Consider the following 16,288-nt stretch of genomic DNA (forward strand, 5'->3'; position numbering starts at 1 on the left):
TTGATCTCGAAGCGTGGCTGCGGTCGAGTCGATGGTCTCCTGCGGGGACGGTTCCGTGCGTACAGGAAATTCTCTTTTGCGGCGGGGCGGCACGGTTCCGAGGCGCCAAGCCTTCATGACTGCAGAGTCTTTTCTTGAAGTTGGCGGAGGCGGCGGCGGCTTCGATCAGTCTGTGGATGAACTGGCGTCTTGGTCACCTGGAGTGGCTCCCTTCCGCAGCACACCGCATCACAAGTCGACCAGCACCGACCCCGGATTCTCGATCGCGTCGGCCACGTAGCGCAGGAAGCCGCCGGCGGTTCCGCCGTCGCAGACGCGGTGGTCGAAGGTGAGTGTCAGCTCGGTGACCTTGCGGACGGCGAGTTCGCCGTTGACCACCCAGGGCTTGTCGATGATGCGCCCGACGCCGAGGATTCCGACCTCGGGGTGGTTAATGATGGCGGCGGAGCCGTCCACCCCGAAGATGCCGTAGTTGTTCAGTGTGAAGGTGCCGCTGCCCAGTTCTGCGGGGCTGGCCTTGCCGTCGCGGACGACGGCGGTGAGCCGGCGGATTTCTGCGTCCAGTTCGCGGGCGCTGAGTTTGTCCGCGTTGCGCACGGACGGAACCATCAGGCCGCGGTCGGTCTGGGCCGCGAATCCGAGGTTGACGCCGTCGAAGGCGACAATCTCCTGGGAGGCTCCGCCGGTGGTGTCCTCGGTGGTGACGATCCGGGTGTTCAGCTCCGGGAACCTCTTGAGCCCGGCGGTGACGAAGCGGGCGATGAACGCCAGCAGACCGGGGGTGTGGTGCGGATCGGTCTTCTTCAGCGCGGCACGCATCTCCACCAGGGCGGTGGCGTCCACGTCCACCCACACGGTGGCTTCCGGGATCTCGGACCGGCTGCGGGTCATGTTTGCCGCGACGGCTTTCCGGACGCCGCGGACGGCGGTCCGCCCGGTAATGCCCAGCCCGGTGCGGGCATCCGTGTCACCGGCGGTCTCGACCGGCGCGGTTTCGGCAGGCGCAAACACCGGACGCTCAACCACAGCGGGCTTGATGACCGCCTCGACGTCGCGGCGCATGATGAGCCCGCTGGCTCCGGAGCCCTGGAGCTCCCCCAGATCAACCCCGTGGTCGCGAGCCATCCGCCGGACCAGCGGGGAAATGACCGCACCGAGCTTTCCGGGCACCCGGGTCCGCAGCAGCAGCAGGTCATCGGCCGCCTTCTCGGCCGCAGGCACCTGGGCCACCGGCACGGCCACGGCTGTTCCGGCCGAAGCTTTCCGGGGCCGGGTCCTGCGGGCAACCCCGTGCCCGCCGGGAGTGCCGTACCCGATCAGGACGTTCCCCGATCCGGCCTTTTCTTCCTCGCGGTAGACCTCGGCTGCGACTTCTGCAGTTTCGGCAGGCTCAGCCGCCGTGGCAGCGGCAGGCGCAACCGGCGCACCGACCGGAGTCACGGAGATCAGCGGCTTCCCGACGTCGAGCGTCTGGCCTGGCTCGCCGTGCAGCACGGCGACGGTGCCGGCATACGGGGAGGGCACCTCGACCATGGACTTGGCGGTCTCGACCTCGGCGATGGGCTGGTCGACGCGGATTTCGTCGCCCACGGCCACGAGCCAGTTCACGAGTTCGGCTTCGGTGAGGCCCTCGCCGAGGTCCGGGAGGAGGAATACTTTCGGTTCGCTCATGGTCAGTCTTCCCACTGGAGGTCGTCAACGGCGTCGAGGATGCGGTCCACGCCGGGCAGGTAGTAGTGCTCGAGTTTCGGCGCCGGGTACGGGACATCGAAGCCCGTGACGCGGCGGATCGGGGCAGCCAGATGGTGGAAACAGCGTTCCTGGACCCGGGCGACGATCTCGGAGGACACCGAGGCGAAGCCGTGCGCCTCGGCGATGACCACGGCACGGCCGGTCTTGCGCACCGAGGCGCAGACCGTCTCGTCGTCGAACGGCACTATCGAGCGGACGTCGATCACTTCCAGCGAGCGTCCCTCCTCGGCGGCCGCGGCGGCGGCGGCGAGTGCCGTCGGGACCGAGGGCCCGTAGGCGATCAGCGTGGCGTCGGTGCCGGGGCGGGCGACGGCGGCGCGGCCTTCGGAGGAGGTCCCCCGTTCGGTGTTCTCTGTGTGCTCGGCGCGAAGGGCGTCCAGGTCCACCTGGTCCTTGGACCAGTAGAGCTTTTTGGGCTCCATGAACATCACGGGGTCGTCGGAGTCGATGGCCTCGCGGAGCATCCGGTAGCCGTCAGCGACGGTGGCCGGGGTGAAGACCTTGAGCCCGGCGGTGTGGGCGTAGTAGGCCTCGGAGGAGTCGCAGTGGTGCTCCACTCCCCCGATCCCCCCGGCGTAGGGCACCCGGATGACCATGGGCAGCTTTACCGTGCCTTTAGTGCGGTTGTGCATCTTGGCAACGTGGCTGACGATCTGTTCGAAGGCCGGGTAGGCGAATGCGTCGAACTGCATCTCGATGACCGGGCGCATGCCGTTCATCGCCATGCCCACGGCCATACCGACTATGCCGGACTCGGCGAGCGGTGTGTCGAAGCAGCGGCTCTTACCGAAGGTCTTGGTCAGCCCGTCGGTGATGCGGAAGACCCCGCCGAGCATGCCGACGTCCTCGCCGAAGACCAGGACCGAGGGGTCCGCGTGCATGGCGTCGGCCATGGCGGAGTTCAAGGCCTTGGCGAGGGTGATGTTCTGCGGGCCAGTCTGCTCGGCCGTGCCTGCCGCTTTGGCGGCAGCGCGTGCGGTGGCGGCGCTGACGTTGCCGTTCGCCTCGGAGGAGGTGGTGACGGTGGGGCTCATTTCGCGGCCTCCGTTTTCGAGGCGGCGTCGCGGGCGAGTTCGTCGGCGAGCATGGCGGACTGTTCCTTCAGCTGGGGTGTGGGGGTGGAGAAGACGTAATTGAAGAGGTCCTGCGGTTCTACCGGGACCTCCTCGCTGAGGCCCTCGCGGAGCTTGCTGGCGACGGCTTCGGCCTTTTCGGCGATACCGGCGGCGCGGTCGTCGTCGAGAAGGCCGCGGTCCGTCAGGTAGGTCTTCATCCGGCTCAGCGGGTCCTTGGCCACCCATTCGGCGACTTCGCTGTCTTGGCGGTAGCGGGTGGCGTCGTCGGCGTTGGTGTGGGCCTGCATGCGGTAGGTGTGGGCCTCCACGAGCAGGGGTCCGGAGCCTTCCCGGGCGAGCCGGACGGCGCGGCCCAGCACGGCGAGGAGGGCGACGATGTCGTTGCCGTCCACTCGTTCGCCGGCCATGCCGTAGCCCACGGCCTTGTGGGCGAGCGACGGCGCGACGGACTGGTGCGCGAGCGGCACGGAGATGGCGTACTGGTTGTTCTGGACGAAGAACACGACCGGCAGGTGGAAGACCGCGGCGAAGTTCAGCGCCTCGTGGAAGTCGCCCTCGCTGGTGGCGCCGTCGCCGCACATGGCCAGGACCACGGTGTCCTCGCCGCGGAGCTTGGCGGCGTGGGCGACGCCGACGCCGTGCAGCAACTGGGTGGTCAGAGGGGTGCACTGGATGCCGACCTTGTGCTTGGCGGGGTCGTAGCCGCCGTGCCAGTCGCCGCGGAAGAGGGTCATGGTCTGGACGGGATCCACGCCGCGGGCCATCACGGCCACGGAGTCGCGATAGGTGGGGAACATCCAGTCGCCCTCGGACAGGCAGAGGGCGGCGGCGACCTGGCAGGCCTCCTGGCCGTGGCTGGACGGGTAGACAGCCATGCGGCCCTGCCGGACGAGTGCGGAGTTCTGGTCGTTGACGCGGCGTCCGACGACCAGCTGCTCGTAGGCGGCCAGCAGTTCCTCGTCGCCGGGGAGGGTGTATTCGTGGCCAGGCTGGGTGCCCTGGTCGGTGTGCGGGGTCAGGGTGCCGTCCGGGCCCACCATCTGGATCTGGTGCCTCGCGGGAAGCATGTAGTCCTCGACAGTGATGCCGAATTTGCGGACCGCCTCGCTGGCGGCCTTTTCCGGCGCATTGCCGGGTGCGGAAGCTCCGGGTGTCTGATCCTCGGGCGCCGGGTGCTGCGCAGTGTGGTCTGCGGAGATCGTCATTGGTCCGTCCTTCTGTAGCCACTATTCGTTCTAAGTATGGCGCGGGGCGATGTTTCGTATCCAGCTCCAGCAAGAATCGTGGAGAAGTCCAGAGAATTGGCCTAGTCTGGAAGACGAATCGTAAGTGTGAGCTGGATTACCGGCAGGGGTTGTGGACGAATGGCAGAGGACGACTCGGACCAGACGGCGGTGCCGCTGGATGATGTGGACCGGAACATCATCGCGGAGCTGACCCGGGACGGCCGGATGTCCGTCACGCAGGTCGCGGAAAACGTCCACATCTCGCGGGCCCACGCGTACACGCGGATTGCTCGGCTGACCGGCGAAGGCGTACTAACCAAGTTCACTGCGCTCGTAGATCCGATCAAGGCCGGCCTGAAGTCCTCGGCCTACGTGACGCTCAAGGTGCGGCAGCATTCCTGGCGGGAACTCCGGGAGCTGCTGCGTGCCATTCCGGAGGTGCACCACATCGCGCTGGTGGGCGGGGACTTCGACGTGATTCTCCTGGTGCGCGCCGTGGATAACATCGATCTACGCCGGGTGATCTTCGATCAGCTGCAGTCCATGCCCGGAGTGCTGGATACGCAGACGTTTTTGGTGTTTGAGGATTTGGATACGCGGTAGATGTAACTCAGGTTCTTCAGGTCACGCCCTCGTACGGCTTATGCGTCTAGTTGCCTAAGAGGCCGGCCGACCCGCGTGGGGCGTGCGCCAAGTCATAACGACCCCGGTCTGGGTCGCCGCTGGCGCGTCGCCATGTGTCGCGCTGATAGACTGCCTCCATACTTGGCCTGCGCCGAATTATTCGGGGGACTACTCCTCAACTTGTAGTCTCCAAATGCTCCCGCTAGAGCATCCTAAACTTGAAGGGAGTTTGTGTCTTGGACCAGAATCAGTTCCTCTCCGTAGCTGCTGAAATATTGGAGGTCGATGTAATCGACATCACGCTCGGCAGTGACCTTGGTGAGATCGATTGGGATTCATTGGCGAACATCTCTTTTATCGCCGAGGTTGATAGCACTCTGGGGAAGTCTGTCAGCCCCGAAAAGCTCAACAAATGCGAAACGCTCGCTGACGTCTATGCCTTGATCTCGGACTAGGCACGCTGTGGGCGAGCCAGGCTTCCTAACCCTTCGGGGCCGGACAATCGTCGTCACCGGCGCTTCGTCCGGTATCGGCCGAGCAACGGCAATAGAGGCAAGCCATCGCGGGGCGACAGTAATTGCCCTGGGTCGAGATGCCAAACGACTTAAGGAAATGCAGTCGGAACTTAGCGGCACCGGCCATGAGACGTACCAGCACGACCTCTCTGACTTGGACAGCATTCCAGGCATGATTAAAGATCTGTCGGTCCGCTTTGGCAGGTTGGATGGCCTAGTACACAGTGCCGGAATTCATTCATCGGAACCACTCCGGGGGATCGATGCAGCATCTATTACCGGGATGCTGAATACTAACGTTGCAACCGGGTTGATGCTGGCGAAAGGCTTTCGTCACAAGCAGGTCCGCGGCCCGCTTCCAAGTATTGTTTTTCTCTCTTCGGCCGCTGCCTTGGTGGGGCAGGCAGGACTCAGCGTCTACTCCGCCTCCAAGGGAGCGGTCGTCTCAGCAACTCGGTCCCTGGCAGTAGAGCTCGCAAGAGAAGGCATTCGCGTCAATTGCGTGTGCCCTGGAGTCGTGATGACCCCCATGACCGACTCTCTCCGCGCCACCGTCGGCGATACAAAGTTCGCAGACATAGAAGCTTCGCATCCACTTGGTCTCGGAACACCCGACGACGTGGCCAAAGCCATAGTATTTCTCTCGTCAGATGCCGCTCGCTGGATAACTGGCACCGCACTGGCTGTAGATGGGGGCTACACGGCTTGGTGAAAAATAGACTTGTAATTGTTGGTTCTGGCGAGTTCGGAAGAGAACTCTTCGTTTGGGTTAGAACCTCCCCAACTTTTGTGGAGACCCGTCAGATCGGCGAAATAGTATTCATTGACGACGACGACGCTCAAGCGCATAATTTACCTGCACCCCTCGTTGGGCGGATTTTGACATATGCGCCTGAAGCAGGCGATATAATGCTGTGCGCCGTAGCAAGTCCGGCAAGTCGGGAAAAGATTTGCAGACACTTAGAGGCACGAGGAGCCACATTTACAACTTTCGTTCACGACAATGCCCTGATAGGTGACGGGGTTACCTTCGGGCAAGGAACGATCGTTTGCCCAGGGGTGATTATGTCTACCGACATCGAAGTGGCTGACCACGTTCACATAAACGTAGGATGCACCGTGGGCCACGACGCTCGTATAGGACCCTTCGCAACGCTTAGTTCAAGCTGCAACCTCACGGGGCATGTGTCGATTGGTTCTGGGGTATTCCTAGGGACTGCCGTCACTATCATTCCCGGCAAAAGTATTGGGAACTTCTCCCGAATCGGAGCAGGGAGCGTTGTGCTTCGAAGCCTTTCAGCCAGCGTTTCGGCCTTCGGCAACCCTTGCCGGCCTATCGGAAAGATCGAATCTTGAACGCACGTATTGCTGGCGTGGAGTATTACTTGCCCGAAGAGAGCACTACGGACGAAGCCCTGGATAAAGAATTTCCCGACTGGAACGTGAAGAAGATTTCGGCAAAGACTGGGATTCGGGCACGACGCGTTGCAAAGCCGACCGAGTTCACGTCGAATCTCTGCGTCGAGGCAGGCAGGAGGCTCTTCGACCGCAGTGGTTTTTCTCCAAGTGACGTCGATTACCTCATCGTTTGCACTCAAACCCCAGATTTTTTCTTGCCGACAACAGCTTGCCTGGTCCAGGACGCACTCGGCATTTCTACTGATTCCGGGGCGCTAGACGTCAGACTCGGATGCTCCGGGTTCGTCTACTCTCTTGGACTGGCAAAGGGGCTCATCGAAACAGGACAGGCACAAAGTGTGCTGGTAATCACCGCGGAAACACATACTAAACTCGCCAATCCCTCTGACAAGTCAACGAGACCAATATTTGGGGACGGCGCCGCGGCCACGCTTGTCGTCTATAGCGAAGCAGACTCCCTTCATAGTTTTGCTTACGGCACGGATGGCAACGGCGGCAAACACCTGGTGGTCCCTAACGGCGGTCTGCGACGCGCGAGCGATGACTACTCCCCTCGTTCGCTCCCACTAGATCGGGGACTGGACTCGAACGGCTTTGACATGTACATGGACGGGGCGGAGATTTTCAATTTTACGCTCCAGGTTGTCCCTGATTGTGTCAACGAAGTATTGGCGAGAGCTAATCTTGAATTCCACGATATTGATTTGTTTGTCTTCCATCAGGCCAATAGGTTCCTAATCGAACACCTTCGCAAGAAACTTGGAATCCCTGTCGAAAAGTTTGTTCATGCCCTAGAGAACTACGGTAATACTGGTTCATCTACTATACCAATTGCTCTGGCAGATGCCGAGTCCACCGGCCAACTAAGGCCAGGCATGCGGGTCCTGATAGTCGGGTTTGGTGTGGGGCTATCTTGGGGCGGTGCCATCCTAGAATGGTAGATCGAGTGAATTTTGCAAGAATAGTGGGGATTGACTATAGCCTTCCCAAAGGAGAGCTCACAAACACTGATTTGGCGACGCAGTTTCCGGAGTGGACTGTTGAAAAGATTGCTAAGAAAACAGGAATTAACTCCCGACGCATCGCGAGTGAAACTGAATTTGCATCCGATCTGGCTATAGCGAGTGCGGAAAAGCTACTTCAGTCTTTGGGAGTAGCCGCCGAAGATATCGACTTTCTGATTCTTTGCACCCAAAGTCCTGATTTCTATATGCCGATCACGGCAGGAATAGTTCACGGTCGTCTCGGCATGTCTACGCGCGCGGGCGCAACTGACATTAATTTGGGATGTTCGGGGTTCGTCTACGGCTTGGGTCTGGCCAAAGGGCTCATTGAATCCGGGCAAGCCGCCAATGTTTTGCTAGTGACGACTGATACTTACAGCAAATTTTTGAATCCAGCTGACAAATCCGTCCGGACGATCTTCGGTGATGGCGCAGCTAGTACTTTGATATCAGGCGGCGGCGCTTCCGAGACACTGGCAGGTTTCACGTATGGAACAGACGGGTCCGGCGGGGGTTATCTAGTTGTTCCCAATGGAGGATTGCGTTCCGGAGAAGACTTGAATCGGGAATCTTCCCCTGCGGTCAGGGGCCTGCAGCCCGGTGAATTTGACCTTTACATGAACGGTTCGGAGATATTTAACTTCACGTTGCGTGTAGTACCTGGTTCTGTAAGAACGATTCTGGATAAAACAGGCATGGGTCTTGAAGAGGTCGATTTATTTGTCTTCCATCAAGCGAACCGTTTTATGCTTGAGCATCTTCGAAACAAGTTGGGCATAGAGCCTAGCAAATTCTTTATAAGCGTCGGCGAATCTGGGAATACCGTCTCGTCGACTATTCCTATTGCCCTGTCTGAAGCTTTAAAATCAGGTGTCTTGAAAGATGGCATGAAGGTGATGCTCCTAGGCTTCGGCGTGGGCCTGTCGTGGGGTGGTCTCATATTGACTTGGAAAGGCGCGCCACTCGGAGCTAACGCGAAATAGGGGTGTCGAACTGCCGTGAGCCGGTCGATGAGGACCTCAAGCAAAGGCTACTGACCTTTGAATCCGCCTGTTGGCCAAGATGGCGTTTTGTATCGTGAGTTCCCCCAATCGAGGTCGGGTAGTCATTTTCGGGCTCCTAGCGGACTATAGGGGCCCTTCGCAGATGAGCGTGGTTAGGGCGGTCTGAGGCCGGCGCCGCGGGGTCGGCCGTTGCCGGTGCGGCGTGGTGCGGCGGGAAAGAGGTCAGGGCCTCTTTGAATTGGTAGCGACCAAGCAACCAATATCCAAAAGAGACCCTGACATGAATAACTTTATGTCTTGTTCCGATGGCCGGTGGTGCACGCGTTCGGACGCGTTGCTCGGTGTCGAAGGCGTCCACGTCAGCTCCGTCACGGCAACCGCGGCCGGTCTGGTTCTTGGCGTTGAGACCGGGGAGGACGTCACCGGTTGCCCGGACTGCGGCGTCGTTGCGGTCGGGCACGGACGCCGGCAGGTCCGGCTCCACGACATTCCCTTTCGGCAGGCCGGTGCGGCTGCTGTGGGCCAAGCGGGTCTGGCGCTGCCCGGATCCGGACTGCCCGAGAACGACGTTCACCGAGGAGCGCCCGCTGGCCGGGCCACGGGCGAAACTAACCGACCGGGCCGTGAACTGGGCAACAGATTCGCTCCAGCATTTCGACACCTCGGTCTCGGCCCTGGCCCACCAGCTCGGCGTCTCCTGGCACACCGTGTGGCGCGGGATCAGGGCAGAAGCCGCGCGGCGGATCGCCGACACAGGCCGGTTGAAGGAAGTGGATGCGCTCGGCGTCGACGAACATGTCTGGGCCCACACCGGCCCGCCCGGCACCGGGATGGTCACCGGGATCGTGGACCACACCCGCGACGCGGACGGCACCGTTCATGCCCGGTTGCTGGACCTCGTTCCGGGACGTTCCGGAAAGGCCTACGCGGACTGGCTCAAAGACCGCGGCGCCGGGTTCACGGCCGGGATCAGGACCGCCGCACTGGATCCGTTCCGCGGCTACGCCAACGCCATCCGCGACGAACTGCCCGAAGCCATCACCGTGCTGGATGCCTTCCACGTCGTGAAACTGGGTTCGGCCATGGTCGATGAAGTGCGCCGACGCGTCCAGCAGGACACCCTGGGACACCGCGGCCGGAAAGGAGATCCGCTCTACGGGATCCGCCGGACCCTGCAGATCGGCGCCGAACACCTCACCGAGAAACAGGCAACCCGGCTCGACGCGAAGCTCACCGCCGGGGACCCGGACCACGAAGTCCCCCTGGCCTGGCAGTGCTATCGGAAGCTGCGCAACATCTACCACGCCCGCCCGGAACACGGCCGGGCACTCGTCACCGAGGTGATTGCGTCGTTCCCGTCCTGCCCCATCCCGGAAGTCGCCCGCCTCGGCCGGACACTCAAATAATAGAAGTCGGCGATCCTGGCGTACTTCGACACTAACGGCGCCTCCAACGGCCCCACCGAGGCGATCAACGGCGTCATAGAAAACCACCCGCAGAATCGCCCGCGGCTTCCGCAACTTCACCAACTACCGGCTCAGATGCCTACTCGCCGCCGGCGGCCACCGCCCCTACCGGGCGAAACACAACAACCATGCCTAAATGCGAAGGGCCCGCAAACGACGACCACCCAACTCTGCAGGGGGTACTTAGGGAATACAAGCCGAAGAAGGGGGCACCGCACAATCTGCCGATGGCGGATCGAGATCGAATTCCTCACGGTAACCGGCCCCACCACCGCCAGGGTGGAAGGAAAAAACGCCAGCATTAAGCAAATCAAACGCGCCGCACGCGCCTACCGGAACCCAGCCAATTACAAATCGGCTATTCAAGAATAGTACTATCCGGACGACGACACTTCGCGAGCATCCAAGAGCGAGTCTCAATTCGCGAGCAATTTACAATCGTCTCGTCGTCACACAGGCAACTAAATGGCCCCGGCTGGACTCACCAGCGTGCGTCTATACCCCTAGCTCGGTAAAGAACGCTGAAATCCGCTTGCCCTGTGCATCTACGGATTTCTCTTGCACAACGTACTCCTGGCCACGGGAGGCTCGCCTTGTTGCGCTCCCGTAATGAGCCCGAACTGTCTCCATAGCTTGGGCTAGTGCATCAACTGAATCATCTCGAGTAACGTTGAGGTACGGAAGATAGTCGGCAGGAAGACCCGCTAATCGCGTTGTGACAACCGGGACGCCGAGTGCCATGTATTCGAGGAGTTTCGAGGGAAATGAGTAGGGAACAAACCCTTGAGCGGCCGGTCTCGGATTGACTAGAATTGATGCTCGTCCCAATCGGGGCATCAGGTCCTCATGCGGGACCAAACCTCCGTGGCTAATCCGCTCATCCACCTCGCACTGTTCCAACACCCATGTGTCTAGCGGACCTTTCCCGTAAAGAGTCAGCCGGGCGCGGGGGTCGGCCATAGACTGGAACGCTCGCACAAGATTCTCGACACCGTACTCGGCAGCGATTCCACCAGCGTACGCAATTTCGAAGCCATCCTTTGCTCTATTTTGTTCGGTTATCAGGAGAGAAAGCTCTGGGTTCGCGAATCCCTCAACAACCAGCCTCGGGACTTTGGGCGCAAAGTCGCATGCTAGAGCGGGCGTAAGACATATTACGCCGTCGAACCCTGACGCGAGGACTCTGAGAAGATGGCGATCGAGATGCTTCAGAATTCGGCCTAGTCTACTATCCCCGGCTCGCACAACTCCGGGCGGATCGGTCATAACCAAACAGATCCGCAAATTTAAAGTGTGCTTCAGAAGTCGAGCGAAGGCGAGGAATGGTGTGTGCACTCCATGAACAACCACAACATCGGGTTGGCGGGTTTTTATAAAGCGCGTTCCAGCCCTCAAGCACGAATTAAAGCGCGTAACGTGCTTGAGTATCAGTACATTGAGAAAACCCAGCGTGATGCCCTCAACCCCATCTTGCTCAACGACCGCTGAGCGTATAACTATTCCCGGAAATTCCGGATAGTTGGGTACAGGCAGCACTGACAGGAGTGACACGGACACGCCGGCCGACTTTAGAGCGCCGACCAGATTCCAGGCGAATCTATGAGTCTGCGTAGGCATTACGGCACTTTGTCCCGCGATTTCGACAAACTTCTGGTCATCGATGGTGAAGCCCAGAAGAACCACCGTCGGAAGGAGATGATTCATGATCGTCAGCTCTCTAGTAGGGTCCGGTAGACGTCCGAGAGACGCTGGGTCATGTGGCTCGTTGTGTAGGCCTTTTCGATGACCGTCCGAGCCTCCTGTCCAAGCATGAGCCGACGATGGCGGTCCACGATCAGTCCCTGCATTGCCGAAGCCAGTGCGGGCGGATCATGAGGTGGGACGAGAACTCCCCCGCCCTGGGACAGGACCTCAGTGTTTCCCCCCACTCTTGTAGCGATTACAGGAATCCCTGCGGCCATGGCCTCCAGAAGGGCATTAGACATGTTTTCGTGCCAGCTCGGGAGCAACGCGATATCTGACGCCCCTAACAGTTCGGAAACATCATGGCGGCGCCCGAGCATGTGAATCTGTACATTGGCCACGGACCGCGCCTGGGCGGCGAGTACCTCGCGATCAGGACCGTCACCCACGACAAGGAGATGAATCACTTCGGATGGGAATTCTAAGTCGAGAGAATTGAGCGCTTCAAGCAGATCGAGGCCACCCTTGTCGACTACTAACCTCGCAACCATGATTAGTACTATGTCGCTGGGACCGATCGAGAGTGTATTCCTCAATTCTGAACTGCGAATTACTGACGTGTCGATTAAGTCGACCCCATTTGGAACAACGCCAAATACTTTCCCGGAAGAGGCCTTGACAATTGGCTTGTCTAGCGCATCGTCACACACTGTGACGACATGAGTCGCCAGTCTCATGGTTAGCGGCTCAATAATCCGGCCTAGGAGCAACCGACGAAGCTTGCCTGACCGAGATTCTAAATCTCGAACGGATCCATGAACAGAAAGGAGGATCCGTGGAACACCGGCCAGTTTCGCTGCAAGGACGCCGTGAAATCCCTCATTACCAAGTCCTCGAATGTGTGCAAGGTCGGGACGGAATCTCCGCATCTCTTTCGCCATGTCTGTCACTAGCTTCAGATTGAGTCCTCCTGCCGGGTAGGGCTGGGCCACGTGTAAGAAGTCGAACGACTCGGAGATATCTGAGGCAAGGACCCGGCCAAGGGCACCAACGGGCCCACCCGAACCTGGCGAACCAAATGAATGTTGCACAATTCTTGGCTTAATCATTAAATAATGCCTCCTCGATGGGACTTAATCTGGACAAAATACGTATTTCTGCCCACCGCATTCCTAGGTACACGTAATATGCAAAGCAGATAACCCTAAGTCCGCCGACTCTGCCCCGTAAGTTCAAGCTATATATTTACCAATAAAAACTCAACAACTCCCGTATTTATTCCCGCTGACCGGATGGGCTGAATGCTCTCATTTCTCTGTTGGCGACAGCGTCTGAGCTTGGATTCGATTCGAATGAATTGCCCGCACCCCGAGTCCTAAGACTGCTCGTTAACTTCAGCACTCCCGCCTTAGTCATAGCGCAAATGACGGAGGGGGTGCCCGTGGCCGCCCTGAAAAATCCGTAAGTATTAATGCGGGACGGCTTTTGATTGCGAATAATGGGGTCACTACGACCGCAGCCTTTTCGAGCTCGCAGGTTGGCTCCCACGGCCCCGCAGTAACGAGCGAAAAGCGCTCGTTCGGCGTCCATATTGGGCGCCGGCCCGTTATGTTTGTCGCTAGAGGTCACCACTGCCATTCTGATAGAGTCCCTAAATCGTCGGCGCAAGCGGACGCTGCCACCACCGCAACCCGGCTGTAGCCAGGAGTGCACCAATGTCCGGCGTCCGAGTCGCCAATCGCGGCCCTACACCGCGGGTTCGCCACGTATGCGGCGCAGGCTGCCGAAGCACAGCCAATTCACGCCGCCACGAGTCTATATCCGAACTTGACCGGGCCCCCAATCGCTGAATGTACGGTCATGGAGGCTGGCTTGCAGTTGGATCGGTGTCCGGCTGTCCACCTCACGCTTTTCACAGATCGATCGTAGCCCTGCGGACTTGTGAGGAGCTCCGGGATAACTCGCGATTTTCGGAACTGCCAGTCACTATTGTGGTCCTTAGCGGCGCGCGCCTTCCGGTTCCGTCGTGATGCTTGCCCGCTAGCACCAGTTGACGATTTCGGTGCCCTCCGGTCGCTTCCACCGTGGCCTGCCCCAACCATCCGAGTTAAGGTTTTGGTCTGTGATGCGCTCAACGTGGAGGGTTAAAGCCAGCCCTCGGCCTTGAGCTAAACTCTAAGGCGTCAGCTTAGCTGCATATCTGAGCTCGTCTCTGTGCGACGGTGAGGTTCCAGGGTTTCCTGCGAAGCCAACCCTTACGAGACCTCGAGTACGGATAACCCGAATTGGCAATTGACGACGATCTCAAATGGGTCGGGACCATGGCGAGATTTGTAAGGGCGGCACCGGATGAACCGATCATATGAAGCCATCAAGCGAGTCTTCGACATCGTTGCTGCGACTACATGTCTAATTCTTGCGAGTCCGATAATGGCAGCAGCTGCTGTCGCCATCTGGACGCGTATGGGTCGGCCCGTCCTGTTCAATCAGGAACGGCCAGGGAAAGACGGAAGAATCTTCAGGTTATGGAAGTTTCGCACCATGCTCCATCCGGATCCGGAGAATGGGATCATCGCCGACGAACATCGGCTAACGAGGGTGGGCAGGCTATTACGATCGACAAGTGTCGATGAACTTCCATCACTAGTTAACGTATTGATCGGCGATATGAGCTTGGTCGGACCTAGACCTCTGCTCGTTGACTACCTCAAGAGGTACTCGTCAGAACAAATGAGGCGGCACGAAGTCCGGCCCGGCATTACTGGCCTCGCACAGTGTAAGGGGCGGAATGCTCTCTCATGGGATGAGAAGTTTGCCTTAGATGTCTCATATGTAGAATCTCGAAGCCTCATCCTGGACGCCAAAATCGTACTCTGGACGATAGGATCCGTGATCCGGCGCGATGGAATCTCGGCGACGCAACACGCCACGATGCCGGAGTTTATGGGGGCGCCGGTTGGATCCTCAGAGGTTGCAAAATGAAGATCGGAATAATTTCTCAGTGGTTTGCTCCCGAGGAAGCTACTCTGCCCAATTCGCTGGCGGAAGAGTCGGTCCGTTGCGGCGATGAAGTTACGGTCCTAACAGCGTTTCCAAGCTACCCTGGTGGCGTCATTTACGACGGGTACTCCCAGCAACTTAAGTTCAGTGAGCGCCTCAGCGGTGCACTGGTCCACCGTGTAACGTCCTTCCTCAGCCATGATTCAAGCGCAGTAAATCGCATCAGAACTTTTATCTCATTCTCTTGTGCCAGTGTTCGGCGAGGCCGTGTACTTGCCCACAATGACGTTAACTACGTCTACGCAACGCCCGCAACGGTCGCATGGGCTGCCTGGTGGGTCCGCGTCCGTTACGGCGTTCCTTATGTGCTTCATGTCCAGGACCTCTGGCCCGAGTCGGCAACAAACTCGGGCATGATGGGTAAGGGAGCAGCCGTCAACGTACTTGACTTTTTCATCTCCTTAATGCTGAAGCCGCTTTACGGTGCGGCGACTAATGTCGTCGCTATAGCCCCTACGATGGCGCAGACGCTAATTAAAAGAGGGGTCCCAGCGGCAAAGGTCAGCACCGTCCTGAATTGGGATGCCGGCCCACAAATTGGCGGCGCGGCCGCCCGTCCAGCCAGAGACTCGTCCCTCAGATTCATTTACGCTGGGAATCTTGGCGTCATGCAGGACGTCGAGACTATAGTGCGAGCGGCGGCTCTCGTCCAGAACTTACCTCAAATAGAGTTTCACATCTATGGCTCGGGGGTTTCTGAGAACTCCGTATCGAAGCTCATTCAAGAGTTGGGGCTCTCGAACGTGACATTTCATGGTCGGGTTTCGAAGTCGGAGATGGTGGATATCTATCGATGGTCGGATTTTCAACTTGTGACGCTCAAAGACCGTCCCCTCTTTCATATGACAATTCCGTCAAAGTTTCAAGCCTCATTGGCCAACGCAGTGCCCGTGATTACCACCGTTCAGGGTGACCTGGCAGAACTATGCCTGAAAGAAGGCGTTGGAATTTCTGCTCGGCCAGAAGACCCGGAGTCATTAGCAAGTGCCATCCGGACAGCGGTTTTCATGCCGGACCAAAAGCGCCAGGAAATGATAGAAAATTGTCGAAGTCTTTACGCGCGAGAGTTGTCCTGTGAGCGTGGCGTTGCGTCGATCAGGGCGATCTTGCAAAATGCAGTCGCTCGATAACGAGCGACTTGAATTTGCCATGGTTGGTATGCTTCGCCCGATCGAGGCGGCGGCTTCCGGCGACGAGGCGGTATCTGAGTTCATGGTTGACAGAGCTGCTGGGAATCCCTTGCGATTCTGCTTGGGGTTCGAGGGTAGTATCTGCTAGGTCCCCCCTATCCGGTGGGGTGGTCGTCCTTCCCTGGCCCTTCGCAGATGAGCGTGGTTAGGGCGGTCTGAGGCCGGCGCCGCGGGGTCGGCCGTTGCCGGTGCGGCGTGGTGCGGCGGGAAAGAGGTCAGGGCCTCTTTGAATTGGTAGCGACCAAGCAACCAATATCCAAAAGAGACCC

General features: G+C 59.3%; 13 protein-coding genes and 1 pseudogene. 9 read left to right on the plus strand and 5 right to left on the minus strand.

Annotated elements, in window-relative coordinates; translation table 11 throughout:
* Positions 1-228 precede the first annotated feature (228 nt).
* From AC06G6_RS16010 to pdhA, 3 genes are read right to left on the minus strand one after another with little or no spacing between them, the layout of a single operon-like run.
* A complete protein-coding gene (locus AC06G6_RS16010) occupies positions 229-1,671 on the minus strand; it encodes a dihydrolipoamide acetyltransferase family protein (protein ID WP_479823633.1) in 1,443 nt (480 codons plus the stop codon).
* 2 nt (positions 1,672-1,673) lie between these two features.
* Complete coding sequence (locus AC06G6_RS16015; protein ID WP_479823635.1) at positions 1,674-2,786, minus strand: alpha-ketoacid dehydrogenase subunit beta; 1,113 nt, start codon at positions 2,784-2,786, stop codon at positions 1,674-1,676.
* Positions 2,783-4,033 (minus strand): pyruvate dehydrogenase (acetyl-transferring) E1 component subunit alpha, encoded by a 1,251-nt coding sequence (gene pdhA, locus AC06G6_RS16020; protein ID WP_479823637.1) that lies wholly within the window; start codon positions 4,031-4,033, stop codon positions 2,783-2,785. Before pdhA ends, AC06G6_RS16015 begins: the two co-directional genes overlap by 4 nt.
* 159 nt (positions 4,034-4,192) lie before the next feature.
* Between pdhA and AC06G6_RS16025 the strand changes: the two genes are divergently transcribed.
* From AC06G6_RS16025 to AC06G6_RS16055, 7 genes and pseudogenes are all read left to right on the plus strand, one after another.
* Positions 4,193-4,657, plus strand: coding sequence for an Lrp/AsnC family transcriptional regulator (locus tag AC06G6_RS16025; protein ID WP_479823639.1), 465 nt, complete (start codon positions 4,193-4,195; stop codon positions 4,655-4,657).
* 257 nt (positions 4,658-4,914) lie between these two features.
* Complete coding sequence (locus AC06G6_RS16030; RefSeq protein ID WP_479823641.1) at positions 4,915-5,133, plus strand: acyl carrier protein; 219 nt, start codon at positions 4,915-4,917, stop codon at positions 5,131-5,133.
* A gap of 7 nt (positions 5,134-5,140) precedes the next feature.
* The gene (locus AC06G6_RS16035) at positions 5,141-5,905 is read left to right on the plus strand and encodes an SDR family NAD(P)-dependent oxidoreductase (protein WP_479823645.1); all 765 of its coding nucleotides are present in this window, start codon (positions 5,141-5,143) and stop codon (positions 5,903-5,905) included.
* Between the two features lie 640 nt (positions 5,906-6,545).
* Positions 6,546-7,553, plus strand: a complete 1,008-nt coding sequence (locus AC06G6_RS16040; RefSeq protein WP_479823647.1) for a 3-oxoacyl-ACP synthase III family protein — start codon at positions 6,546-6,548, stop codon at positions 7,551-7,553.
* A 5-nt stretch (positions 7,554-7,558) separates the two neighbouring features.
* On the plus strand, positions 7,559-8,599 hold the full coding sequence (locus AC06G6_RS16045) for a 3-oxoacyl-ACP synthase III family protein (protein WP_479823650.1): 1,041 nt from the start codon (positions 7,559-7,561) through the stop codon (positions 8,597-8,599).
* Between the two features lie 301 nt (positions 8,600-8,900).
* Positions 8,901-10,222, plus strand: a pseudogene (locus AC06G6_RS16050) (ISL3 family transposase).
* On the plus strand, positions 10,162-10,458 hold the full coding sequence (locus tag AC06G6_RS16055; protein ID WP_479823652.1) for a transposase: 297 nt from the start codon (positions 10,162-10,164) through the stop codon (positions 10,456-10,458). Before AC06G6_RS16050 ends, AC06G6_RS16055 begins: the two are co-directional and overlap by 61 nt.
* A gap of 123 nt (positions 10,459-10,581) precedes the next feature.
* Here the strand turns inward: AC06G6_RS16055 and AC06G6_RS16060 are convergent, their stop codons facing one another.
* Positions 10,582-11,790 carry a glycosyltransferase gene (locus AC06G6_RS16060; RefSeq protein WP_479823654.1) on the minus strand — a complete coding sequence of 403 codons (1,209 nt, stop codon included), beginning with the start codon at positions 11,788-11,790 and terminating at the stop codon, positions 10,582-10,584.
* A 5-nt stretch (positions 11,791-11,795) separates the two neighbouring features.
* On the minus strand, positions 11,796-12,878 hold the full coding sequence (locus AC06G6_RS16065; protein WP_479823656.1) for a glycosyltransferase: 1,083 nt from the start codon (positions 12,876-12,878) through the stop codon (positions 11,796-11,798).
* Positions 12,879-14,199: 1,321 nt separating this feature from the next.
* On the opposite strand from AC06G6_RS16065, the gene AC06G6_RS16070 reads away from it, so the two are divergent.
* Positions 14,200-14,751, plus strand: a complete 552-nt coding sequence (locus AC06G6_RS16070) for a sugar transferase (protein ID WP_479828724.1) — start codon at positions 14,200-14,202, stop codon at positions 14,749-14,751.
* Entirely contained in the window at positions 14,748-15,959 is a 1,212-nt protein-coding gene (locus AC06G6_RS16075) for a glycosyltransferase family 4 protein (protein WP_479823658.1), read from the plus strand. The genes AC06G6_RS16070 and AC06G6_RS16075 overlap by 4 nt, the downstream gene beginning before the upstream one ends.
* Positions 15,960-16,288: the final 329 nt, after the last annotated feature.

The sequence above is a fragment of the Arthrobacter sp. CJL-S3 genome (genome assembly GCF_056711635.1).